At 42.2% G+C, this 22,601-nt stretch carries 19 protein-coding genes, 1 tRNA gene and 1 other RNA gene; 5 read left to right on the top strand and 16 right to left on the bottom strand.

The features are described 5' to 3' along the window. Window positions 1-93: 93 nt before the first annotated feature. Both typA and JMW39_RS09460 read right to left on the bottom strand, forming a co-directional pair. The gene (gene typA, locus JMW39_RS09465; protein ID WP_201546241.1) at window positions 94-1,941 is read right to left on the bottom strand and encodes a translational GTPase TypA; all 1,848 of its coding nucleotides are present in this window, start codon (window positions 1,939-1,941) and stop codon (window positions 94-96) included. Window positions 1,942-2,292: 351 nt separating this feature from the next. Next, window positions 2,293-3,477: an OmpA family protein gene (locus JMW39_RS09460; RefSeq protein WP_201546240.1), complete on the bottom strand. Its 1,185-nt coding sequence runs from the start codon at window positions 3,475-3,477 to the stop codon at window positions 2,293-2,295. Window positions 3,478-4,091: 614 nt separating this feature from the next. On the opposite strand from JMW39_RS09460, the gene JMW39_RS09455 reads away from it, so the two are divergent. Continuing rightward, window positions 4,092-4,679, top strand: coding sequence for a prepilin-type N-terminal cleavage/methylation domain-containing protein (locus JMW39_RS09455; RefSeq protein ID WP_201546239.1), 588 nt, complete (start codon window positions 4,092-4,094; stop codon window positions 4,677-4,679). A gap of 24 nt (window positions 4,680-4,703) precedes the next feature. Here the strand turns inward: JMW39_RS09455 and JMW39_RS09450 are convergent, their stop codons facing one another. The 13 genes from JMW39_RS09450 to coaD all read right to left on the bottom strand — a co-directional run bounded on the left by JMW39_RS09450 (window position 4,704) and on the right by coaD (window position 16,171). Further along, window positions 4,704-5,504, bottom strand: coding sequence for a pyridoxine 5'-phosphate synthase (locus JMW39_RS09450; protein WP_201546238.1), 801 nt, complete (start codon window positions 5,502-5,504; stop codon window positions 4,704-4,706). A 65-nt stretch (window positions 5,505-5,569) separates the two neighbouring features. Beyond that, entirely contained in the window at window positions 5,570-6,352 is a 783-nt protein-coding gene (recO, locus tag JMW39_RS09445) for a DNA repair protein RecO (protein ID WP_201546237.1), read from the bottom strand. 80 nt (window positions 6,353-6,432) lie between these two features. Next, window positions 6,433-7,611, bottom strand: a complete 1,179-nt coding sequence (gene era / locus JMW39_RS09440; RefSeq protein ID WP_201546236.1) for a GTPase Era — start codon at window positions 7,609-7,611, stop codon at window positions 6,433-6,435. A gap of 218 nt (window positions 7,612-7,829) precedes the next feature. Beyond that, a complete protein-coding gene (rnc, locus tag JMW39_RS09435; RefSeq protein ID WP_183619926.1) occupies window positions 7,830-8,627 on the bottom strand; it encodes a ribonuclease III in 798 nt (265 codons plus the stop codon). Between the two features lie 143 nt (window positions 8,628-8,770). Beyond that, on the bottom strand, window positions 8,771-9,163 hold the full coding sequence (locus tag JMW39_RS09430) for a DUF4845 domain-containing protein (protein ID WP_227679476.1): 393 nt from the start codon (window positions 9,161-9,163) through the stop codon (window positions 8,771-8,773). 184 nt (window positions 9,164-9,347) lie between these two features. Further along, entirely contained in the window at window positions 9,348-10,250 is a 903-nt protein-coding gene (lepB, locus tag JMW39_RS09425) for a signal peptidase I (RefSeq protein WP_201546235.1), read from the bottom strand. A gap of 107 nt (window positions 10,251-10,357) precedes the next feature. Beyond that, window positions 10,358-12,154: a translation elongation factor 4 gene (gene lepA, locus JMW39_RS09420; RefSeq protein WP_201546234.1), complete on the bottom strand. Its 1,797-nt coding sequence runs from the start codon at window positions 12,152-12,154 to the stop codon at window positions 10,358-10,360. A 431-nt stretch (window positions 12,155-12,585) separates the two neighbouring features. Continuing rightward, a tRNA-Met gene (locus JMW39_RS09415) sits at window positions 12,586-12,662 on the bottom strand. 134 nt (window positions 12,663-12,796) lie between these two features. Continuing rightward, window positions 12,797-13,163, bottom strand: an RNA gene (gene rnpB, locus JMW39_RS09410) — RNase P RNA component class A. 86 nt (window positions 13,164-13,249) lie between these two features. Then, window positions 13,250-13,969: a dethiobiotin synthase gene (bioD, locus tag JMW39_RS09405; RefSeq protein WP_413786228.1), complete on the bottom strand. Its 720-nt coding sequence runs from the start codon at window positions 13,967-13,969 to the stop codon at window positions 13,250-13,252. A gap of 2 nt (window positions 13,970-13,971) precedes the next feature. Beyond that, the gene (gene bioA, locus JMW39_RS09400) at window positions 13,972-15,288 is read right to left on the bottom strand and encodes an adenosylmethionine--8-amino-7-oxononanoate transaminase (protein WP_201546233.1); all 1,317 of its coding nucleotides are present in this window, start codon (window positions 15,286-15,288) and stop codon (window positions 13,972-13,974) included. 3 nt (window positions 15,289-15,291) lie between these two features. Then, complete coding sequence (locus JMW39_RS09395; protein ID WP_149490624.1) at window positions 15,292-15,540, bottom strand: YfhL family 4Fe-4S dicluster ferredoxin; 249 nt, start codon at window positions 15,538-15,540, stop codon at window positions 15,292-15,294. A 121-nt stretch (window positions 15,541-15,661) separates the two neighbouring features. Beyond that, window positions 15,662-16,171, bottom strand: a complete 510-nt coding sequence (gene coaD / locus JMW39_RS09390; RefSeq protein ID WP_201546232.1) for a pantetheine-phosphate adenylyltransferase — start codon at window positions 16,169-16,171, stop codon at window positions 15,662-15,664. Between the two features lie 286 nt (window positions 16,172-16,457). Between coaD and smpB the strand changes: the two genes are divergently transcribed. Next, window positions 16,458-16,931, top strand: a complete 474-nt coding sequence (gene smpB, locus JMW39_RS09385; RefSeq protein WP_079690859.1) for an SsrA-binding protein SmpB — start codon at window positions 16,458-16,460, stop codon at window positions 16,929-16,931. Between the two features lie 120 nt (window positions 16,932-17,051). On the opposite strand, the gene rarD is transcribed toward smpB, so the two are convergent. After that, on the bottom strand, window positions 17,052-18,074 hold the full coding sequence (gene rarD / locus JMW39_RS09380; RefSeq protein ID WP_201546231.1) for an EamA family transporter RarD: 1,023 nt from the start codon (window positions 18,072-18,074) through the stop codon (window positions 17,052-17,054). Between the two features lie 259 nt (window positions 18,075-18,333). Between rarD and JMW39_RS09375 the strand changes: the two genes are divergently transcribed. The 3 genes from JMW39_RS09375 to JMW39_RS09365 all read left to right on the top strand — a co-directional run bounded on the left by JMW39_RS09375 (window position 18,334) and on the right by JMW39_RS09365 (window position 22,380). Continuing rightward, entirely contained in the window at window positions 18,334-18,801 is a 468-nt protein-coding gene (locus JMW39_RS09375) for an Lrp/AsnC family transcriptional regulator (RefSeq protein WP_201546230.1), read from the top strand. Window positions 18,802-18,943: 142 nt separating this feature from the next. After that, window positions 18,944-19,702 (top strand): hypothetical protein, encoded by a 759-nt coding sequence (locus JMW39_RS09370; protein ID WP_201546229.1) that lies wholly within the window; start codon window positions 18,944-18,946, stop codon window positions 19,700-19,702. A gap of 230 nt (window positions 19,703-19,932) precedes the next feature. Further along, on the top strand, window positions 19,933-22,380 hold the full coding sequence (locus tag JMW39_RS09365; RefSeq protein WP_201546228.1) for a YgiQ family radical SAM protein: 2,448 nt from the start codon (window positions 19,933-19,935) through the stop codon (window positions 22,378-22,380). The last annotated feature ends 221 nt before the right edge of the window (window positions 22,381-22,601 follow it).

The raw sequence follows: 22,601 nt of genomic DNA, 5'->3' as shown, positions 1-22,601 counted from the left end.
GCCAATTATATCTCTCAATGCTACTAAACAATAACTAGCATTGCGTGCTTCTTGAATAATAATATAAATTACGAAGTAATTTACATATCGATATTATGCACCTTTCTTACGACCAAAACGCTTACGCTCACTTTCAGTCAAGTAACGCTTACGCAGACGGATAGATTTTGGTGTTACTTCAACCAACTCGTCATCTTGAATGAATTCAAGCGCCTGCTCAAGTGTAAACTTAATCGCAGGCGTTAGAGTTAACGCTTCGTCGGTACCACTAGCACGAACGTTGGTTAACTGTTTGGCGGTTGTTGGGTTAACGGCCATATCATCGTTACGTGAGTTTAAACCAACAATCATACCTTCATAAACTTCAAGCTGTGGCTCAGCAAACATCTTACCGCGCTTTTGTAGGTTAAATAGTGCGAAGCCTAAGCAAACGCCTTTGGTCATAGAAACAAGTACACCATTAGAGCGAGCACCGACATCACCAATTTTTTGTGGACCGTAATGCGAGAAGCTTGACGTTAGGATACCTGTTCCTGAAGTCAAGGTTAAGAACTCAGAACGGAAACCAATCAAACCACGAGCTGGCATAGTTGCTTCAATACGCATACGACCTTTACTATCAAGCTCCATGTTAGTCATCTCGCCTTTACGCAAGCCAACCTGCTCCATGATTGAACCTTGATGCTGCTCTTCAATATCAAAGACTACATTTTCATACGGCTCTTGTAGCTTACCATCAACTTCTTTAACGATAACTTCTGGACGCGACACACCAAGCTCATACCCTTCACGGCGCATGTTTTCAATCAATACAGACAGATGTAGCTCACCACGACCTGATACTTTAAATTTATCAGGAGACTCAGTATCTTCTACACGTAGCGCAACGTTATGAATCAGTTCACGCTCAAGACGCTCACGAATGTTGCGTGACGTCACAAACTTACCTTCACGACCAGCAAACGGAGAGTTGTTCACTTGGAAAGTCATTGATACCGTTGGTTCATCAACCGTTAGCGGTGGCAAAGCTTCAACATGATTAGGATCACAGATAGTATCTGAGATATTAAGCGCGTCAACACCGGTAATACAGACAATATCACCTGCTTGTGCATCATCTACTTCAATACGATCAAGACCATGATAACCCATAATCTTCAATATACGACCGTTACGTGTTTCGCCGTCTTTATCGATGACAGTTACTTGCGTATTCGTAGATATGCGACCACGTTGAATACGGCCAATACCGATAACACCTACAAAGCTATTATAATCGATACTTGATATTTGCATACGGAACGGAGCATCAGCATCAACCTGTGGTGGCTGTACGACATCAACAATAGTTTTGAACAGTGGTGTCATGTCATCAGCTAAGTTATCAGCTTCTAAACCGGCAATACCATTCAATGCTGAGGCGTAAACAACTGGGAAATCTAACTGCTCATCAGTCGCGCCTAAGTTGTCAAACAAATCAAAAATTTGATCCATTACCCAATCAGGACGTGAACCAGGACGGTCGATTTTATTAATAACAACAATTGGCTTCAGGCCTTGTTCAAATGCTTTTTGAGTCACGAAACGGGTTTGTGGCATTGGGCCATCAACACCGTCAACGACTAATAGTACACAGTCAACCATTGACATAACACGCTCAACTTCACCACCAAAATCGGCGTGACCAGGAGTGTCGACAATATTAATACGATACTCAGTGCCATCAGTATCATCTGTCCAGCGGATAGCAGTATTCTTCGCTAAGATGGTAATACCACGCTCTTGCTCAATATCACCTGAATCCATTGCACGCTCAGCAATGTTTGCACGATCGCCAAAAGTACCAGATTGATGTAATAGCTTGTCAACCAAAGTGGTTTTACCGTGGTCAACGTGGGCAATAATTGCAATGTTACGCAGGTGTTTGATATCGTTCGCCATATAAAATGCTCGTTTTGTCTTAAAAAAATGCAGTAGCAGTAAGCGCCGCTGGATAAACTGTTAACATCAACCAGATAGACATGATTGGCTTAGGATTAAATAATTGCACAATACGTACAGCGATTTAATATTAACGAAATCAAATACCTATGCTGATAAATCCATCGTACAGATAGCTATGCTAATGTACACCTTGTCAATTTACAAAGTGTTTGGGTCGCTAGTATAACATTATTGCATCATGAATTTATGCAATAACTTACTTTTCTCACTGCCTAAATAAAAAAAAGCCACCCAGAGGATGACTTTTTTTGTAACTAATTACTTTATAAGATAATTAGCAGCTATTACTTATTGAACAACCATATCTTTAGTTTGTTCAACAGTCATGGTTTTGTCACCAGTGATGATGGCATATACACGACGGTTCATAGCGCGACCTTCTTCAGTGTTGTTATCAGCGATTGGTTGGTCATAACCATAACCAACTGTTGATAGACGGTTTGGAGCAATACCAAATTCGTTAGTCAACATAGATTTCACTGCAACAGCACGGGCTTCAGATAGACGTTGGTTATAACGTGCTGAAGGACCAGTTTTAGAAGCATGACCTTCTACACGTGCTGTAGAGTTAGGATACTCACGCATCTTCTCTGCTACTTTAGCGATTTCTGGTTTGTATTGGTTTTTGATAGCTGATTTATCGTTATCAAAGAATACACGTAGTTCCATTTTTAGCTCATCAGTAATGTCTACTGGTACTGGGCAACCACGCTCATCAACCACTACGTTCATTGGAGTGCCTGGGCATGCATCGATGCTATCAGGTACGCCATCACCGTCAGAATCAAGATCAGATTCAACAACAACGATTGGAGCATTATCAACTAATGGCTCTTGCATTGGTGGAACAGCAACAGTAGGAGCTAAGTGACCGCCTAATACGACTTCTAAACCAGCTAGAGCCATACCTTCCCACCAGTTTTGGTCAAAGTTATGAATCGCACGACCTTCACCACGTAGGCTTAATGCATCGTTGATACGATACATAGCGCCTAAACCTAAGTTACCGATTGTATCTTTAGTACCTGATACCATATTGCCGCTAGCATCTTCGATTTCAAGTTTAGATCGACCAGCACCAATCAATGCATAAGGTTTAAATGCATTATCTGTATAGCCACTGAACTCTTCAAAACCGATTAAAAAGTTACCAGAGATCATTTCTTGTTCGGCGTCATAAGAGCCTGCACCTGGCTTATTACTTATAGCATCAGTATTAGATACACCGTATTCTACTTGGAACTGAGTAGAAGGAGTTAGCTCGATACCTAGTGCTGCACCAGTATACAAACCATTCTCTACGTAAAAGTTTTCTGCACCATCGTTATAGTTTGCTAACAGGTCGCGTTGGTCTTCACCGTCTTCTGTCCAGTGATAACCAAGTAATAGTGGACTAATAGTAACACCAGCGTTTGCTGCTAGTGGGGCCGCTGTAATGGCAAACAATGCCAAAGCAATTTTATTTAATTTCATGAACTTCCTCCAAAGGATAATTTTAGTAATGCGTTAAGCAAAACTGCATCTCAAAATGTCTAAAAATAGACATCTTTTACAAATTTTAAGTGACAAAGCAAAACCAATTAAGGAGTAGCTTAGCGATTATCAACTCAGTTTACAACTTTTTTCGTTAACCAGCTACACATTATTACACGATAATGTCATAACCAAAACACATTAGTCAGCTCAACTTACCGATAACTAACACACTTTACACTTTTTATCTTTTGTATGTTAGGTCGCAATAGATGATGAAACGAATCATACCTATTGTTTGAGCCTATTTTAATACAAATCTTTAGTTTTCTCTATTGATAAAACTGCTCATTCACGAATTGAAACATTATTTGACACTAGATATATATTTAGTCTATATTTAACTAGTAAACATTATTTCATTTTTTTATTTAAGTACTTGGATTTCTACTAAATTCTCTATTCTTTATATAGCTATGTAAAGCTACGAGGTTCATTACTTTATCGATCCTCATATTCAACGTTGGTAGTAAAAAACATTGGCAGTGAAGTCAGATCCATTTATAAGTTGTTTTTCTATATCGCCATACCTCTTATATAGGTAACAGTCCATCATGATTGAATTATATAAAGTATCTTCGAATAAACAAAGACACCTTCGACCACATAATGAACATGGCTTTAATTTAGTAGAGTTAATCGTTACCGTCGCCGTTTTAGCTATCATTGCAATAATTGCAACGCCTTATATCCTAGAGCAATTAGCCCGTATGGAAGCAAAACGTATTGAAAACCAAATTGAAAATACACTCACATTAGCTAAAGCTGAAAGTTATATCAGGAGACAGGACTTGCTGCTTTGTCTGTCTAACGGCGGTGGCCTTTGTCACAGAGACAGTTATAAGAAGCTGTTATTATTCTTAGACAAGAACAATAATAAGAACTTCGATTTAGGAGTTGACGACCTACTAGAAGAACAGGCATTAGAGCCCAAATACAGCACCTTGTATTTACGGGTAGGAGATAAGCGCCATTACACTAAATTTTGGGGTGATAGCGGTAAACCGCGCGGTCATTTCGGACATTTTAAATACTGTCCAACTTCAACCTACAATCACACCATGTATCAAATCTCATTTAGCCAAATCGGTCGTATCACTTATAAACCTAACGAAAGCCACCCTACTGACTGCGGGCAATAGAGAACCATGATAAGGTTAAAATAGTTAAACAATTTGATGCATAGCAGATTTCATCATAACAACCGCTTGCTCTAATCCAACAAAGATGGCATCGGCAATAAGGGCATGTCCAATATTTAGCTCATATATGCCGTCAATTTGGGCAATCTCCTTAACATTGTCGCGCGTGAGACCATGACCAGCATTAATCAGCATACTACTATTAGCGTCTTGGGCCGTCCGCACCGCTTGCCTAATCCTTGTAAGCTCATCATTCATCTTATCGACGTCACTGGCTAAGCTTGCTTCAGCATAAGCACCTGTATGTAATTCAATCGCGTCGGCTCCGCAGCTTACCGCTGCAGCAATCTGCTTATCTTCTGGATCAATGAACAAAGAGACTTTAATACCGACTGCTTGTAACTTGGCGATATAATCCGTCAACCAAGGTATCTGACTAGAAACGTCAAGACCGCCTTCGGTAGTTAATTCGGCGCGCTTTTCAGGCACTAAGCATACCCAGAAAGGCTTAACCTTACCAGCAATCTCAAGCATCTCAGTCGTTGCTGCCATCTCTAGGTTCATTCTTGTGGTCAGCTGCTCGGCAATATCATATACATCGGCATCTTGAATATGGCGACGGTCTTCACGCAAATGAATCGTGATACCATCTGCTCCCGCTTTTTCACATAAAAGAGCCGCTGCCAATGGGCTTGGATAACTGACACCTCGTGCTTGGCGTAAAGTGGCTACATGGTCAATATTGACCCCTAATAGAGGTTTTTTTAAGCTGTTTTCTGAAGTTTCTGCTGAGTTAGCTGTCTGTACTAACGTTGTATTAGTCATAAAAAATCCTTTCAATAATATCCAGATTATTTACTGCGTATTACTTTATAAAGCCTTTATAAATACTAGGATTGATAGCGCTGCTGTTGTTGCCAAAGTAGGCGACTTTGTAATGGCTGATAATCAAGCAGATGATCAATCAGTTGGCGATGCAAACGCGACCAAGTATTGAGAGTGACAATAGATATGCCCCGCTCTACCATTACTAGAACTTCACTACCTTTGAAAATAGTTTGCGCTATTGCATTTTTATTATCGTCATTATGAATAATCGGTACCAAGCCCACATCAGGTAAGAAGCGATAAGAGCAGTCGGACTCAATAGGCTGATCAAGGCTGTCATGTTTTAGCGTTAAAGCAAAGCCCAGTTCATTAAATAGATCCGTCTCAAACTGGCGCAAACACAAACGCAACTCATCAGCAGTTAAAGGCTGCTTAAGCTGCTGTAGACTGTTTTGATAGTGTTGCCATAATACTGGCATAGGATCTTCAGTAGGTAGTAGCCGCCATAATATCTCATTCAAGTAAAGGCCAGCGTACTGATGTTGCCCACTAATACTCTCGTGGTGCAACGCTTCTGCTAGGTTCGCGTTACTGTCCTCTGGCGCTAAAAAATCTTGTGTTACAGAACCTTGAATTGAGCTTAATGGCGCAATATTAATCTGACTGAATGTTTTTAAATCGCGTTTGCCAGTTGCAAAAAGTTGCAGTGGCATAAAGAGCGGCGCGCCTTTTTTACCAATCCCATGGATGACACCATGGTGCTGAGAAAATAAATAGTATAAGGCGCGCTTTTCTTGGTAAGGACGCTGATGTAATAAATAACCGATTAACGCTTCGTTACGCATGGATTATTACCTCAGCAATAATTATATAAATGCATGGCGACAAACATAGATGACGCCATGCAATTTCTGATAAAGCGCTCTTAGTATCCTAAACTGGTCAAAGCACGCTCATCATCAGACCAACCACGCTTCACTTTTACCCATAACGTTAACATGATTTTCTTATCAAACAGCTGTTCCATATCTTTACGTGCATCCATGCCCACTTGTTTGATACGCTGGCCTTTATCACCAATCACGATTGCTTTTTGTCCACTGCGCTCGACATAAATGGTCGCATCGATAAAGGTGCAAGCTTTACGGGGACGACCAGTTTTTGGATCTATATGCGCGGCTTCGTCTTTAAAACCATCAATCTGTACGGTTAAATCGTATGGTACTTCATCACCTGCACTACGCATGATTTTTTCGCGGATAATTTCACTGGCTAAAAAGCGCTCTGAGCGATCGGTAATCTGTTCGGTATCGTAGATAGGATCGGCGATTGGCAAATGTGAGGCAATCACTTCTTGCAAACGATCTAAGTTTTGATTCTTTAAAGCAGAAACAGGGACAATATCAGCAAAATCAAAACTGTCGTTAAAGGTTTCGATCAATGGCAATACGCTACCTTTATCTTTTAAAGTATCGGCTTTATTAATAACCAGTACCACAGTTAAATTGGTATCGCCAAGCTTTTGTAAAACAAGCAAATCATCGTCGCGCCATTGGTCAGAATCAACGACAAACAAGACCAAATCAACATCAACCAACGCAGATACTGCGGCTTTATTCATGCGCTCATTGATAGCACGTACTTCATTGCGATGAATACCTGGGGTATCGACGAACACCGCTTGCATCTCATCGTTAGACAAAATACCGTGAATACGATGGCGGGTCGTTTGTGGTTTACGCGAGGTGATAGATAGCTTTTGACCCAACAAGTGGTTCATCAAGGTTGATTTACCCACATTTGGGCGACCAACAATGGCCACATAACCCGTTTTAAAACCATCAGCTATATGTGCATTATTATTGGGTGAAAAGAACTCTTCGATCGCCGTGTCATTTTCTATTGCGTTATTCTGTAACGCAGTATCTTCTGTGTTATCAACATTTAACTTAGCATCATTTAATCTAGTATTACTTAATTCAGCATGGTTTTGTTCAACGTCATTTGCTTCAACATTATTTTGGGTTGAGCTGGTATTGGTGTTTTCGGTCATATTTTTGGCATTATCTTCATTATTTAATGGCAAGTCGTTGTGATTGCTCATGGGTTAATCCTATGGAGGTTGTCATCAGTCATGCCACTTATTAGTCGTTTGAAGGAAAGTGGCATAAATCTGATCATATTAAGAATATTTGGTATTTCGAATAATCGTTTATTGAAACAATCGAAAAATTAGCACTTAGAAAAATTAGTACTTAGAAAACTGAACATTTCAATAAACGAACTTTAAAAAAGCGCTATAAAACACGTTTGAAAAATGAGCTATGAGCGTTTTTTAGGCTGACCTGGCAATTTATGCAACTGATTAATCATCAGCTCTGCCGCTTTTTGCTCAGCAATCCGGCGGCTTTCACCCGATTCGGTAATGTCAGGACAGTTATTAATATTTACCTGACAGCGCACTACAAAAATTTGATGCGGGGCGTTGCCGCGGGTTTCCATCAGCTCATAATGCGGCAAATCAAACTGCTTAGATTGCAACCATTCTTGTAAGCGGCTTTTGGCGTCTTTTAGCGCTTTTTGATCATTCACATTATCAATAAGGTCACCGTACCAAGAAAGCACACAGTCACGGGTGATATCCATGTCTTGGCTGTCTAGATAAATCGCCCCAATCAATGACTCTACGGCATCCGCTAAGATAGAAGCACGATTGCGCCCGCCACCTTTACGCTCGCCAACGCCCAATATCAATTGGTTAGATAGCTCTAGGTTTTGCGCAATAATGACCAGTGATTCTTGGCGGACTAAAGTTGCGCGCATCCGGGTCAGACGACCTTCATTTTGCGTCGGATAACGATGATATAAAGCTTCACCGACTATCATACCTAGTAGCGCATCGCCCAAAAACTCTAAACGTTCATAGTTTTTCTTACTATCAAACGAGCGATGGGTGAGCGCCAGCTTAGGCAAACTCAAATCATTAAACACATAACCCAACTTGCGCGTCAATATCGCTAAGCGTTGAATAAATTCTGAGCTAATAATAAGCGTGTCATCAGACATGCTACTTTTTTGGTGATTAGGAACCGCCTGAGGATACTGCGAAGTTGGTTTCATGCGTGGTTTGTGATTATCCCTTTTGTTGCATTTTTTTGCATTAATGAATATGGCTAACTTTTGGTGCGTTAGAATCTTTTAAATTTCTTAGAAAAGTAAATATCAATCATGAATATTCACTTTTCTATAATGTAGAGTAAAGATTATTCGGCTGTGGTTGCATCAATATCGCCTTCGAAGCGATTAACAATATCGATATTACCAAAAAGATTATTGGTTACTGCATATTCCTTATGAATAGCAAGCTGACCTGTTTTCTTATCAGTAAAGGTAAAAACCTCTTCTGCTTTAGTATCATAATCAGCATTAATAGAAAGCTGCTTATTGACACGTTCAACAAACTGTTTAGCCGTTTCTTTATTAGCATTGGATTCTTTAAGCTGCGCACTTAACGTTTTAGTTAGCTGATAATCACCAATCTGCGCCGGTACGATAGCGACAATCAATTTAGCAGCCACACCCAAAACGATAATGATAAAAACGATACTAGTCACACTAGCACCGCGCTGCGAAGACAAACCTGATAATTGTTGCACTATAATACCTCTCAAAGGGTAACTTGCTTAAGTTGCTATAGGTAAACCGCCATACTATTAAAGCCATATTATTAATATCATTGCTTAATAGTTGATATTTTTAAGTCATTCAGCAGTTTATTAGATAGCTATAATATTAGCACAAACTATTATCGGTAAATCAATCTTTAGCGCAGCGATGATATCAGTCAATACTGCCATTACGTTTAAAGGTTGGTAAATTAAGACCAGGCGGCTTATGCATCCAAATATAGACCGCTTTACCGGCTAAATTGTCATCAGGAACGAAGCCCCAAAAACGCCCGTCAGCACTGCGATCACGGTTATCACCCATCACAAAGTAGTGACCTTCTGGGACACTGATACGCCATTCTGTTCCTTCAGAGTTGACCACTTCTGGTGACTCTTGCTGTAAAAATGGCGCATATTGCGAACTATTCATATTAGGTAAGTAGCGCACCAAGTGTTTGTTGTCGCCTTGAGTCTCTTCAAAATACTGCGCAGCGTTTTCTTCCTGTTGACCCATTTGTATAGCATTGTCTTCAGTCAAGACTTGCCCTGGCGCAACTTGTCCTGCAGGATATAACTGTGAGGTCAGTTCAGCATCGGCGTCAAAATTTACCGCCTTGGTAGGAACTGGTTTGTCATTAATCGCGAGCGTACCCTTGTTATAACTCACGGTATCACCCGGTAGACCAATGACGCGCTTGATATAATAAATACTTGGATTTTCAGGGTAACGAAAAACCACCACATCGCCATGCTCAGGCGCGCCTGTATCAAGTACTTTATTATAAGTGAGCGGCAGACGCACACCATAAGCGTATTTATTGACCGCGATAAAGTCGCCAGTATATAGAGTCGGTACCATAGACGATGAGGGGATATTAAACGGCTCAATCAAGAACGAGCGCACAATCAACACCACGGCTAGTACAGGAAAAAAGTCATAGGCCCAGCGCACCAACAAGCTTTCTTTACCGCGACCTCGTGTTTTACGTTGTTTCAGCGTCAGCTTATCTAATAGCCAAATAATACCTAAACCAATGGTTAAGGGTACTAGAATCAAATTAAAATCAAAATCCATACTTATTTGCCTATTAGCGAGCTACTTATCTGCCAGTCTTTATTATTCATAAATGAGCTATTAAAAAAGATATTAAGACAGATGACGTTTGGTCATTTATCGGTGATTTATTCAACTTGCAAAACAGCTAGGAAGGCTTCTTGTGGAATTTCCACATTACCGACTTGCTTCATACGTTTTTTACCGGCTTTCTGTTTTGAGAGCAGCTTTTTCTTACGCGAAACGTCGCCACCATAACATTTGGCTAGTACGTCTTTACGCATGGCTTTCACGGTACTGCGGCCGATAATCTGGCTACCAATCGCGGCCTGAATCGCTACATCAAACATCTGACGCGGAATCAGCTCTTTCATTTTACCAACCAATGCATTACCACGATAGCGCGCTTGGTCTTGATGCACAATCATGGCTAACGCATCGACTTTCTCGCCATTAATCAGCACGTCAACTTTTACCAATTTATCTACTTGATAACGCTCAAAGTTGTAATCCAGCGACGCAAATCCGCGCGAGACGGATTTTAGACGGTCAAAGAAGTCCATGACCACCTCGCCCATCGGAATATCAAAAATCAGCTGCACTTGACGACCCATAAAGCGCATATCGACCTGTACACCGCGGCGCTCAATGCAAAGCGTCATCACGTTACCCAAGTAATCTTGCGGTACTAAAATCTGACAGCGCGCAATCGGCTCACGGAATTCTTCGATATTATTTGGCTCAGGCAATCTTGATGGATTATCAACATAAATCACTTCACCGTTCTTCTTTTCAATCTCATAGATAACCGATGGCGCCGTGGTGATTAAATCCAAGTCATATTCGCGCTCTAAGCGCTCTTGGATAATCTCCATATGCAGCATACCTAAGAAGCCGCAGCGGAAACCAAAACCAAGCGCATCAGAGGTGTCAGGCTCAAAAAATAATGAGGCATCGTTAATCTGTAGTTTTTGCAGCGCTTCACGAAATTTTTCAAAATCGGTAGAGTCAACTGGGAACATGCCAGAATACACCTGCGGGGTAATCTGTTTAAAACCCGGAATACGATCAACGTCAGGGGTCTTGGAATGGGTAATTGTATCACCCACGGGAGCGCCTGCGATGTCTTTGATACCAGCAATGATAAAGCCAACTTCACCGGCTTCTAAAATCCCCGTATCTAAAGGCTTTGGAGTAAAGACACCAATCGAGCTGACCAAATGCGCTTCCTTGGTCGATAAGATATAAATTTTATCGCCTTTTTTGACCGTTCCTTCACGCACACGTACGAGCGAAACCACGCCTAAATAACTGTCAAACCATGAGTCGATAATCAATGCTTGTAGCGGCGCCTCACGATCGCCAGTTGGCGCAGGAATAAACTCGACCAAGGCTTCTAGCAGCTTATCGACGCCAAGACCAGACTTGGCTGATACACGTGGTGCATCAACGGCATCAATGCCAATGATGTCTTCAATCTCTTGAATCACACGCTCAGGCTCAACTTGTGGCAAGTCAATCTTATTTAAGACTGCCATCACCTCTAAGCCTTGGTCAACCGCGGTATAGCAGTTTGCAACCGATTGCGCCTCTACGCCTTGCGCAGCATCAACGACCAATAGCGCGCCTTCACAAGCGGCTAATGAACGTGATACTTCGTAGGAGAAGTCGACGTGACCAGGGGTATCAATAAAATTCAGCTGATAACGCTCACCGTTAGGATGGTCGTAAAACAAGGTCACGGACTGGGCTTTAATAGTGATGCCGCGCTCACGCTCAATGTCCATAGAATCGAGGACCTGCGCCTGCATTTCACGATCTTGCAGCGCACCGCACATCTGAATAAAACGATCGGCAAGAGTCGACTTGCCGTGATCAATGTGGGCAATAATAGAAAAGTTACGAATATTGGCTAATGCAGTCACAAAGCGCCTACTAAATAATGGAGGATTGAATAACGAAAATAAATGCTGTTAGATAGAATCAATAAAATGCTTACTCATATTACGGTATCAGCCAATACGCCAATACTGTCGTAATGAGTAAGTAAACTATCATATCTAAGGTAAAAGCTCATGGCGCTTATTACTACTGACTAACTCAATTGGTTAGTGATTAATACGCGCAGGCATGTGAGGGTATTCTAGCAGTTTTCCACTGTAAAGTAAGGCGATTTTATTAGCAAGATGTTGCGTGATACATGATGGCAATCAGCTACTCTGAAAATACAAAAATCTTTGCTCACTGAGAAGCTAGATAAAGCCGCTGAGCTAGACGCTACTTGGCAAAAATCAGGCAAAAAAAAACCAATCACAGAATGATTGGCATTTTTTAATACTGCTAGTCTTGCAATAAATGGTGGCGATGAAGAGACTTGAACTCTTGACCTCACGATTATGAGTCATGCGCTCTAACCAGCTGAGCTACATCGCCATTTAAGGCTCGGTATAATACCGATAGAGATGACTATCGTCAACCCCTAATTATCGTTTATTTGCAAAAAATAGGAATTTTATTCAAATTAATAGCAAATATGCATAATACTAACGATAAAAACGAACAATAAAAAAGTTGGTAGACCGATAAGCCGGGTTCTGTCGTGGACGATCATTCCTCTAGGCGTATCATCGCTGATACGCTCAAGCAACCTACCCGCATCGAACGCGGGCCGCGCCATGCCGATGCCTATTTGGTCTTGCTACGCGTGGAGTTTACCATGCCGTGAACTGTTGCCAGCCACGCGGTGCGCTCTTACCGCACCCTTTCACCCTTACCGATAATGTCTTGCGACACCAAAGGCGGTCTCCTCTCTGCTGCACTTGTCGTCAAGTTACCCTGCCCAGCCGTTAGCTGGCACGCTGCCCTATGTAGCCCGGACTTTCCTCCCCTGCATGTCTGTTGTCAGTGTGCAGCGGCGATCGCCTAGTCTACCAAGCGCGCTAGTATAGCAAATCTAAAGGCTGCGTGGGAATGTCTTTTGTGCTTATTTTGATTTTACACTAAATAATTCAAATAATAATTTAAATAAAGTTCAGCGGCAATATTAAATCATTGTTATTTTTCTGGTCTTTATCTTGGTATGGCAGCTGTAACCAATTGGCATTTGGATAGTTTTGCGCCAGATAGTTTTTTAAATAATCAATGCTGCTATTAGTAATATCAGTATCGGTATTACCAGCAGTATCATGAATATGATTGTAAATCACGCTATGCATCGTTAAACCGCGCGCTCGGATTGCTTCCAAGCTAAGCAAGGTATGATTAATGCTACCAAGCCGACCTGATGTGACTAAAATGACCGGATAACCTTGAGTCACAATATAATCTAAGGTCAATAGCTGCTCGGTTATGGGCACCAGCAATCCACCTGCGCCTTCTAATAGCACAACATCGTAGTTTGCTTGCAATTGCTGCGTAGATTTGGTGATTGTTTCAGGGTCTAAAACGGTGTTGGCAAGTCTCACTGCCAAATGCGGCGACGCAGGCTTTTTATAACGATACGGGCAAGTAGTGCTATCAATATCGCAAGGCTGTAGTGCAATTCCCATCAGCTGACGATGAGTGATAATATCATCGGCAATATTCATTTCACCGTTATCTGGATTTATTGCGACACCAGTCTGCACCAATTTTTGGGTAATGACATTAACACCTTGTTGCATCAGAGCTTTTGCTATCATGCCGGTGGCGTACGTTTTGCCAATATCGGTATCAATGCCTGAAATAAAGAGTACGCTCATCATTAACCCTTTTGCGTTAAATAAATACTGACCACTTTTAATAACGCTTGGCATAACGTCACCAACTCATCATCAGTAATGACATAAGGTGGCATGATATAGACCAATTTACCAAACGGTCGCACCCAAATGCCATTGTCAATTAATAATGATTGGAAAACCGGCATATCAACGGCTGCCTCTAATTCAATGACGGCCACTGCGCCCAAACAACGTATCTCTTTAACGCCAGCTAACGTCGCTGCAGGCGCAAGCTGTTGTTCCATCACAGCTTGCATATTTGCTGTGCGGACTTCGATATCGTAGGACAGAATTAAATCAATCGAGGCAGAAGCAACGGCACATGCCAGCGGATTGCCCATAAAGGTTGGACCGTGCATCAATGCCGGATAATTACTTTGGCTAATGGTATCAGCAATCGTACGCGTACATAAAGTCGCGGAAAAAGTCATATAGCCACCGGTCAGCGCTTTACCAATAGTCATAATATCTGGACTAATATTGGCATGCTCACAAGCAAATAACTTGCCACTACGCCCAAAACCAGTAGCGATTTCATCCGCAATCAGCAGCACGTCATGCTCATCACACAATTGGCGCAACAGTCGTAGATATTCCGGACTATAAAAGCGCATCCCACCTGCACCTTGAATAATCGGCTCAATGATAAATCCGGCAAGCTGATGGCTATGTTTGGCAAAAAATGCGGTTAATTCATCACGTGTAGTTTGATTTAGCTGACGCCCAAACCCTAACGGCGGTGCAGGCACAAAATGCTGCAAAGGTAATTGCTTACCATAAAGGCTATGCATGCCAGCAAGCGGATCGCAGACACTCATCGCGTGCCAGGTATCACCATAATAACCAGAGTGCGTTGAGGCAAACTGACATTTTTGCGGACGCTTAGCGGCAATTTGATATTGCAGTGCCATTTTTAGTGCCACTTCTACCGCGATACTGCCACTGTCAGCATAAAATATAGCATCGAGTCCAGCAGGTACAATAGCTAGCAGTTTTTTGCCTAAATCTATCGCTGGCTGATGGGTCAAACCACCAAACATCACATGCGCCATCTTACCTAACTGTTCAATCATCGCCGCATTTATCTTGGGATGATTATAACCATGCACACTCGCCCACCATGACGACATCCCATCAATCAGGCGCGTGCCATCTTCGGTAACGATATAGATGTCTTCAGCATGGTCAATAACAATATTTGGATAGGTGGGTGGCAAGCTGGCATAAGGATGCCAAAGGTGTTGCTGGTCGAAGTCGTTTGTTGAGAAATTACTCGTTGAGAGGTTGGATATTGTCATATTTTATTGACCAGTGATACGCTTATATTTTGACATCAAGTCGCTTTGGGTTTCGACGTGGTTTGGGTCATGCGGAATACAGTCGACGGGGCAGATGACCACGCATTGTGGCTCATCGAAATGACCGACGCATTCGGTACATAAATCAGGGTCGATGACATAAATATCGTCGCCTTCTGAGATGGCTTCATTGGGGCAAGCGGGCTCGCACACATCACAATTGATACATTCATCGGTAATTAATAACGCCATAAACTGCTCCTTATTTGCTAGCAGTTGATAATAAATGAGTACGTCTGTTGTTTATTATTACACTTAATATTGAACAATCAGCCCATATTTAAAGCTTAACTTACTAAGCGTTTAACTAAATTTAGCGACTGAGTTTTTTTATAAAAGCTTCTGAGACGCAAGGTGGCACAAATTTCGTCACATCACCGCCAAGTTTGGCAATTTCACGAATCATCGTTGACGAAATAAACGAGTAATTTTGCGACGGGGTTAAAAATACCGCTTCAAAGTTTTCATCAAGCTCGCGGTTCATATTCGCCAATTGAAACTCATACTCAAAGTCTGACATCGCACGCAAACCACGCAAGACTGCGGTGGCGTTTTTTTCACGCATAAAGTCGACCAACAAACCTTCAAAGCCAATCACCGACACTTGCGGTAAATCAGCAAATACCGTTTCGACCAAGGCAACACGCTCTTCAAAATCGAATAAAGGCTTTTTATGATGACCTGAGGCGACAGCAATGACCACCTCATCGAACAGTTTCGTTGCGCGTTTAACCAAGTCTACATGACCATTGGTAATGGGATCAAAGGTACCCGGGTATAAAATCTTGGTATGCAATTTTGAAGAAGTAGCAGAAGGGCTCATAACAGGGCTAATATAGTTAATTATAGTGACTCATATGCTAGCAAATTTTACTCAAACTTCATACTTATCTGCTACATTTGTCCTAACAGCCGATTTACCTTTTCGCTGTGCGCTTTGCTACAATAGTCGGTTCGACTCATCCCTTTTGCCATGCTTGATTTGCCGTGCTTAATATGACAAACCAGCATGACAAAAAAACTCTCTATATTTGAGGGTTAGGATGAGGAACAGTTAGACTGGGACAATTTATACAAACAATGTATATTGAAGTCCTTATGGAGAAATTATGTCAAAAAAATCAAAAAAACCGGAAAATCAAATCTGTGCCAATAAAAAAGCTCGTCACGAGTATTTTATTGAAGAGACGTTTGAGGCAGGTCTATCGTTACAAGGTTGGGAAGTTAAGGCTATTCGTGCCGGAAAAATGACCATTACCGAAGCGTATATTATCTTCCGTAATAATGAGGCGTTTATTTTTGGCGCGCATATTCAGCCGCTGCTCTCAAGCTCAACCCATGTCAGTCCTGACAGCATCCGTACGCGTAAGCTGCTGCTCAATCGCCGAGAAATCGAAAAACTTATGGGCGCGGTCAATCAAAAAGGCTATGCTTGCGTGCCGTTATCTTGCTATTGGAAAAACTCTTTGGTGAAATGCCAAATTGCTTTAGCGCTAGGTAAAAAACAGCACGATAAACGTAAAACACTGAAAGACCGTGATTGGGAACGTGATAAGCAGCGCGGCTTTAAAAATGCCGACTAAATTTATTGGTTTAATACTACTGTCTTAAATTAATTATTTTTAGCGCGATAAAAAAGGACGATGCAGCATAATTTGCATCGTCCTTTTTTTATTTGCATCAATTGTTGTCTGTATAAAGCACTAAGCTGCATGAGAAATTTTTGTCATTTTCGAGTGTTTATGAGCGTGGCGCAACTGACGGATACCATGCGCAATTAAGCAAGCAATTCCTAGCCAAATCAAGCCATAGCTATAAATCATTGCTGACTCAAAAGGATTGCCCAAAACGGTAATTGCTAAGATAAACAATAACGCTGGCTCTATATAGCTCATCATACCGTAAACATTTACTGGCAGCATCTGACTGGCATCAACATTGGTTTTCATTGCCAGCACACTAAGCACGCCTAGTCCTGCAAGCATCATAATAAAAAAGCCAGAACTGCCAACCAACCCTAAACTGCTTGGTGCAAATAACAATAAATAGGCTACAGCAAAAGGTACAAAGATGGTTAAATCGACCAACAAACCTGTAATCGCGTCAATACCTTGTAGGCGGCGTAAAATGTAGTAAATAGGATAAGTCCCACAAACCCAAAGCGTCGCCCAAGAAACACTTTGCGTGCGCACAATCTCACTGCCTACGCCGACAGCGGCAAAAGCAACGGCCAACCATTGTAGACGGCTTAACTTTTCACCAAAAAGAACACAGCCAAATATCACCATCATCAGTGGAAATAGAAAATAACCCATCGCGGTTTGTACGCCCTGACCATTGACTGGCGCCCACATAAACAGCCAAAATTGACTGAGAAATATCGGCGTTGGCAATAATAGCCACGCCCACTGCTTCACGGTTTGGAGAGCCTTTAACTTATCAAGATGCAAACTCAAGCGCCCACTAATGAGCAAATATCCTATGAGTGCTGCCCACATTGCTAGCATCCGCCAGATAAAGACTTGCGTGCCAGATAGCGGTGCTAAAAAACTGCTATAGGTGTAAAGCACGCCAAACAATAGATTTGATAATATCGCTAACGCCACGCCCATTATCACTGTCCGTTGCTGAGCACTACCTGCTGTCCATATCGCAGGCAACGGCAGACGCGAAACCGTATTTTCTAACGTACTAGCAAAAACTTGAGATAGGGTTGAGTTGGACATGATAAGCACCGTAAATATAAATAGAGGTTAGAAGCGTTAGCGATTATTTTTATTTTTGCTAACAGAATTATTAACAGCGTCTATTTTACTAAGGTCTTATGAGATATTATTTCTATATAAGAGTTTCTTTGAATAAATTTATCTAAATTTCTAACAAGAAATAATTTTTTTCTTATATTTATAGTTATAACGGTAATACTTATAATCGAATCTTAGAGTAAAATCTTAAGTGACTACGTTTTTTTAGGAATGAGATATTGTGAGCCACCTTTTAGATGATACCGATAAAGCCATTTTAAATTTGTTACAGGACGATGCGAGCTTACCATTAAAGACCGTAGCAGAACGCGTGCACGTCTCTATCGCTACTGCCCAACGGCGCATTCAGGCATTAATAGATAACGGAATAATCACCAAACAAGTCGCTATCGTTGACCCAAATAAGGTCGGTTACGGGCTTACGGCGGTGGTAATGATACAAATTTCGCGCTCAAATACCTCGATGCAGCATCGATTTGAGCGCTTAATGCATGACCAACCACGAGTAATGAGCTGCTATGAAGTGTCAGGAGATGCCGATTTTATGCTCATGGTCAATGCGAAAAACATGAATGACTATCATGAATTTACCCGTAATTTACTGACTTACGAAAACAATGTGCGCAGCTTTAAAAGCCAGTTTGTGATGAACTTTACCAAGAGTGGCACCAAGATTTTGCTTGATTAACGATAGCTACAAAGCCCATTCAATTTTTATCATCAATATGAGTGGATAAGTGCTCTGTAAAAAAGGTACGATAGCAACGAAAGCTTGGCACATTAAATGCTAGATAAACCATCAACCGTATAGCAGACAAGGAAGCCTGATTATGAGTAAAAAGATACAGCCTATCGACACAAACAAGAATACTCAGACCCTATCAAAGTTATTAAACCCAAAAATTTTATTAACAGGTGCATCACTTGCGGCATTGCTTGCCAGCTCAGGCTGCGCAACCAGCTCTTTATTAGAAGGTGATAATCACGTCAGCACCACGACTAGCAAGCAAATCTTATCTGAAGACCAAATTGTCGCCTTTGGTCGTCCTGCCCAAGCATTGCCAAAAACGCCGAACGCTACCATGGTTATCGTCGGTGAAAAGAACAGCTATGTGCTGACCCAAGGCGGGACGGAAATGATTGCCTTACTAAGCAATCTGACGCCAAAAAATATCCACGTTGATAATGATATGAGTTTTTCTGTGCCCAATAACGATGGCTATTTTCAGGGTGAAATGAAGCTTTCTTATGCCAAATTAAAAGATGAATTCCAACGCTCTGACTATCAATTCTTTTTGCAAAATAATGGCCGCGACTGTACTTCAGCTAGCGACCTGCGTATCAACGCTCAGCGCTTTTGCTTTAGCGTTCCTGTCAAAGGTGCTATCTATCCACAAGTCAGTAATTTAAGCTTAATTCAATCTAATTACCGCGCTTTGAGCAAACCTTATATGGTCAGCTTTTACACCCAAAACCAGCAACAACAAGTGTCTCGTAGCGGTGCCAATACTGCTCAAAAGCTGGTATTACTGCCTTTTGCCTTAGCCTTTGATGTTATTACCTTTCCCTTCCAACTATTAGAACAATAATTTCTGCAATTAATAACAGCATCAATAAAGAAGGATTTTTTAACTTTTAATAATCCTTCTTTTATATAGATTACCTTACGCTATCAATAACTTATCGTTAATCCTTTATCAGCGTTTATCACATCCTGAGCGTAATTCATGTTAAAATGAGCGCTTTTAAATGAGCCGTTGTTAATTAATAACAATAACGGCTATTTTTTAGTGCCATTTTCTAATTAACAGGTCCCCTCATGTCTGCCGATACCATCGCCCGCACCGCCTTCAAACAAGGCACCAAACCACTTTACGACTACGACAAACATTGGGCGAGCTGCTACGAGCCTGCGCCTTATTTGCCAATGAGCCGCAAAGAGATGGACGATTTGGGCTGGGATGCCTGTGATGTCATCATCATCTCAGGCGATGCTTATGTCGACCACCCAAGCTTTGGCATGGCGATTATCGGACGCTTATTAGAAGCGCAAGGCTTTCGCGTGGGCATCATTGCCCAGCCAGATTGGAAGAGCAAAGACGCCTTTATGGAGCTTGGTAAACCGGTTTACGCTTACGGCGTGACCGCCGGTAACATGGACAGCATGATTAACCGCTATACCGCCGACCGCAAAATCCGTAGCGATGATGCATATTCGCCGGGTAACGTGGCTGACAAACGTCCTGACCGCGCGGCTATCGTTTATAGCCAGCGCTGCCGCGAAGCTTATCCCGATGTGCCGATTATTTTAGGTGGTATCGAAGGCAGCTTACGCCGTATCGCCCATTATGATTATTGGTCAGATAAAGTCCGCCGCAGTATCTTGATGGATGCCCGTGCCGATGTCTTATTATATGGTAATGCTGAGCGAGCTATCGTCGATGTGGTCCATGGTCTATCAAAAGGTTACAGCTTTGAGCAAATGAGTAGCTTACGTGGTACGTCATATCTATTGACCCCAACCCGTCGCCATTGGCAAGCGGGCATGGTGGAAGTTGCCAGTAACGATGTCGATACCGTTGGCCGCGTTGATCCGATTATTAACCCATATGTGATGACTGAAGACGTTGACAGCTGCAAAATCGAACAAGAAAAGCCATCTGACTCACCCGTTGGGCAAGCACTGTCAGGAATGGCTTCACAATATCCGGGCTTCGTATCTGAGCCAGTGACCAATAAAATATTGAATGCTGACCAAGTCGATGAAGACACGCAAGTAGTGCAAATGCGCGGTTTTGACAAACCGATGACGGCGCGCAAGCATAAAATTAAAATGCCAGCGCGTGAGCAAACGGTGATTCGCCTGCCTGATTATGAGCATGTCAAAGCTGACCCAGTTTTATACGCTCATGCCAACCGTATCTTGCATCTTGAAACCAATCCGGGTAACGCGCGTGCTTTGGTACAGCGTCATAGTAGCGGCGCTGGTAACTCGCATACCTCGATTGACGTTTGGCTCAATCCGCCACCGATTCCACTTTCAACCGAAGAGATGGATTACGTCTTTGACTTGCCGTACGCCCGTCTGCCGCATCCAAGCTATGGCGATGCGCGCATTCCTGCTTATGACATGATTAAATTTTCGGTCAATATTATGCGTGGTTGTTTTGGCGGTTGTACTTTTTGTTCAATCACTGAGCATGAAGGCCGTATTATCCAAAATCGTTCAGAAGAGTCTATATTGCGCGAAGTCGAAGCGATTCGTGATACGGCGCCGAACTTTACCGGTGTCATCTCTGACCTTGGTGGTCCGACCGCCAATATGTATCGTCTCAACTGTAAAGATGAAACCATTGAAAAGAACTGCCGCAAACCATCGTGTGTCTATCCTGATGTCTGCGAAAACCTGATTACCGATCACAGTAATTTGACCCAGCTGTATCGTAAAGCCCGTGACATCAAAGGCGTGAAAAAAATCCTCATTGCCTCAGGTTTGCGTTATGACTTAGCGATTAAAGACCCTGAATATGTCAAAGAATTGGTGACCCATCACGTCGGTGGTTATCTAAAAATTGCCCCTGAGCATTCTGAAGAAGCGGTATTGTCAAAAATGATGAAGCCTGGCATGGGCAACTATGACAAATTCAAAGCCATGTTTGAGCAATACAGCCAAGAAGCTGGTAAAGAACAGTATCTGATTCCGTACTTTATCGCCGCTCACCCCGGTACTAGAGACGAGGATATGATGAATCTGGCACTGTGGTTAAAAGGTCACGGGTACCGCGCTGACCAAGTACAGGCGTTTTATCCTAGCCCGATGGCGACCGCGACCACCATGTACCATACTCATAAAGACCCGCTGCATAAAATCAGCCGTGACGAAGGTGACATGGATATCGTCAAATCTGGTAAGCAGCGCAAATTGCATAAAGCTTTCTTACGCTATCACGATCCAAAAAACTGGGTCATGCTACGTAAAGCGCTGCAAGATATGGGACGCAGTGATTTGATTGGTAAAGGTCGTGGCTGTTTAATACCGCCATTTAACGCTAGCTTGGAAGGTCGCGACGCCGCGCAAGACAGTTATCAATCGGCGCGTAAAAAGAACAGCCGCTTGGGTAATGACTCGGTGAAACGCAGCAACAATAGTCCTAGCGCTGCAAAAAACACCTCGAGTAACGATACTTTAGGTAAAAACAGCAAAAGAGTCAGCAAAGGCAACTTCCAAACTCAGCATACTGGTCTGCCACCGCGTAAGACTAGATAAGTTAAATAGCTGTAGGTGAAATAGCTGTAAGTAATTGCTGCTAAATAAGTTGGAAGTTTTTAATTAAGCTTAAATCAAAGCGCCTATCGGCTCAGCAGTCGATAGGCGCTTTTTTATATTTTTTATATTGAGCTTGTTGGCTTAATTCTTTTTTGCATAGCTGCCTAGCTACTTGCCATTTGGCTCATTTAAGCTTAGCTATTTTACAAAAGCTTTTAAGG

Source organism: Psychrobacter immobilis (assembly GCF_904846175.1).
GTDB classification, from domain to species: Bacteria; Pseudomonadota; Gammaproteobacteria; order Pseudomonadales; family Moraxellaceae; genus Psychrobacter; species Psychrobacter immobilis_E.
This window is presented reverse-complemented; position numbering and strand designations above follow the sequence as displayed.

Coding starts and splice junctions, on each gene's coding strand:
- JMW39_RS09370 (WP_201546229.1), top strand. CDS start 18,944: ATGAGTAAAAAGATACAGCCTATCGACACAAACAAGAATACTCAGACC.
- coaD (WP_201546232.1), bottom strand. CDS start 16,171: ATGAGCCCTTCTGCTACTTCTTCAAAATTGCATACCAAGATTTTATAC.
- era (WP_201546236.1), bottom strand. CDS start 7,611: ATGAGCAATCACAACGACTTGCCATTAAATAATGAAGATAATGCCAAA.
- bioA (WP_201546233.1), bottom strand. CDS start 15,288: ATGACAATATCCAACCTCTCAACGAGTAATTTCTCAACAAACGACTTC.
- JMW39_RS09460 (WP_201546240.1), bottom strand. CDS start 3,477: ATGAAATTAAATAAAATTGCTTTGGCATTGTTTGCCATTACAGCGGCC.
- lepB (WP_201546235.1), bottom strand. CDS start 10,250: ATGGATTTTGATTTTAATTTGATTCTAGTACCCTTAACCATTGGTTTA.
- JMW39_RS09365 (WP_201546228.1), top strand. CDS start 19,933: ATGTCTGCCGATACCATCGCCCGCACCGCCTTCAAACAAGGCACCAAA.
- JMW39_RS09450 (WP_201546238.1), bottom strand. CDS start 5,504: ATGACTAATACAACGTTAGTACAGACAGCTAACTCAGCAGAAACTTCA.
- JMW39_RS09455 (WP_201546239.1), top strand. CDS start 4,092: ATGATTGAATTATATAAAGTATCTTCGAATAAACAAAGACACCTTCGA.
- JMW39_RS09395 (WP_149490624.1), bottom strand. CDS start 15,540: ATGGCGTTATTAATTACCGATGAATGTATCAATTGTGATGTGTGCGAG.
- rnc (WP_183619926.1), bottom strand. CDS start 8,627: ATGAAACCAACTTCGCAGTATCCTCAGGCGGTTCCTAATCACCAAAAA.
- bioD (WP_413786228.1), bottom strand. CDS start 13,969: ATGAGCGTACTCTTTATTTCAGGCATTGATACCGATATTGGCAAAACG.
- typA (WP_201546241.1), bottom strand. CDS start 1,941: ATGGCGAACGATATCAAACACCTGCGTAACATTGCAATTATTGCCCAC.
- recO (WP_201546237.1), bottom strand. CDS start 6,352: ATGCGTAACGAAGCGTTAATCGGTTATTTATTACATCAGCGTCCTTAC.
- rarD (WP_201546231.1), bottom strand. CDS start 18,074: ATGTCCAACTCAACCCTATCTCAAGTTTTTGCTAGTACGTTAGAAAAT.
- smpB (WP_079690859.1), top strand. CDS start 16,458: ATGTCAAAAAAATCAAAAAAACCGGAAAATCAAATCTGTGCCAATAAA.